This window comes from Sphaerisporangium rhizosphaerae, from assembly GCF_042665155.1.
Lineage (GTDB): Bacteria > Actinomycetota > Actinomycetes > Streptosporangiales > Streptosporangiaceae > Sphaerisporangium > Sphaerisporangium rhizosphaerae.
In genome coordinates, this window is record NZ_JBHTCG010000085.1 from 1 (window position 1) to 1,412 (window position 1,412).

The window sequence follows — 1,412 nt, forward strand, 5'->3', positions numbered from 1 at the left end:
CTAGTACTCCAGTGACTGTTCGTGATCTCGCTGGTTATGGGGGCATGGGTACGGCCACCGCGTGATCATCAGTGGTTGTGAAGACATCCGAAGATCATGCGATGGCCGCGGGCCTCAGCGTAGACCCTGCGGGGTGGCGGTGGGAGTTCGATGAGCTGATGGGGCGGATCGGGTCCCGGTTCGGCCGGGTGGAGCCTCGCAGGACTGTGCGTGCGTATGTGACCGGTCTGTTGTCGGGCGTTGAGCGGAAGAACTGCTGGAACCTGGCTGAGCATGCCGGGCACCGCGGGCCCGAGGCGATGCAGCGGCTGCTGCGCACCGCGTGCTGGGACGCTGATCAGGTACGTGATGACGTGCGGGATTATGTGTACGACCGGCTTGGCCACCCCGATGGTGTGCTGATCGTGGACGAGACCGGCTTCCTCAAGAAGGGCAGCGCCTCGGTCGGGGTGCAGCGCCAGTACACCGGTACCGCTGGGCGGATCGAGAACAGCCAGGTCGGGGTGTTCCTGGCCTATGCCTCGGTGAGGGGCCGGGCGTTGATCGACCGGCGGCTGTACCTGCCGGCCGGAGCCTGGCTTGCCGACAGCCGGCGATGCCAGGCCGCCGGGGTGCCCGATCAGGCCGTGTTCGCGACCAAGCCGGCGTTGGCCGGACAGATGATCACCGCAGCGGTGGAGGCGGGGATCGACGCGGCCTGGGTCGCCGGCGATGAGGTCTACGGGCAGGACCCTCGGTTGCGTGCCCTGATCGCCGGCCACGGCATCGGGTACGTGCTCGCGATCGCGGGCAACCAGCGCGTCAGTACCAGCGGCGGCGACGGCGGCGTCCTGACGGCGGCGCAGATCGCCGCAGGTGTACCGGCCTGGCATCGCTACAGCGCTGGAGCCGGCGCCAAAGGGCCACGCTTGTACGCCTGGGCCTGGAGGCGGATCGATCTCGATGACAGTGGATACCGGTGGCTGCTGGTCCGGCGCACGATCGCGACCGGCGAACCGGCGTTCTTCCGGTGTTATTCGCCCACCCCGGTACCGCTGGCCACCTTGGTGCGCATCGCGGGGACGCGGTGGGCGATCGAGGAGTCGTTCCAGGCCGCCAAGGGGCAGGTCGGGCTGGACCAGTACCAAGTCCGCGGTTGGATCGGCTGGCATCGCCACATCACGCTGGCGCTGCTCGCCCTGGCCTTCCTCGCCGTGATGGCCGCCGAATCACGTCACGACGAAGATGAGGACGTGATCGCGCTGACAGTACCGGAGATCCGACGGCTGTTCACGGTGCTCGTCATGACGCCGCACCGGCAGATCCAGGAGATCCTGCGCTGGTCACGGTGGCGCCGTCGACACCAGCATCAAGCCAGACGATCCCACTACCAGCGGAGATCCCAACGCTGATCTCAAAAGGTCACTGGAGTA

Annotated in this window: 1 protein-coding gene; it reads left to right on the top strand. The window is 67.3% G+C overall.

Annotation, left to right across the window (positions count from 1 at the left end; all coding sequences use genetic code 11):
• Nucleotides 1-101 precede the first annotated feature (101 nt).
• A complete protein-coding gene (locus ACFQSB_RS40155; RefSeq protein WP_459117362.1) occupies nt 102-1,391 on the top strand; it encodes an IS701 family transposase in 1,290 nt (429 codons plus the stop codon).
• The last annotated feature ends 21 nt before the right edge of the window (nt 1,392-1,412 follow it).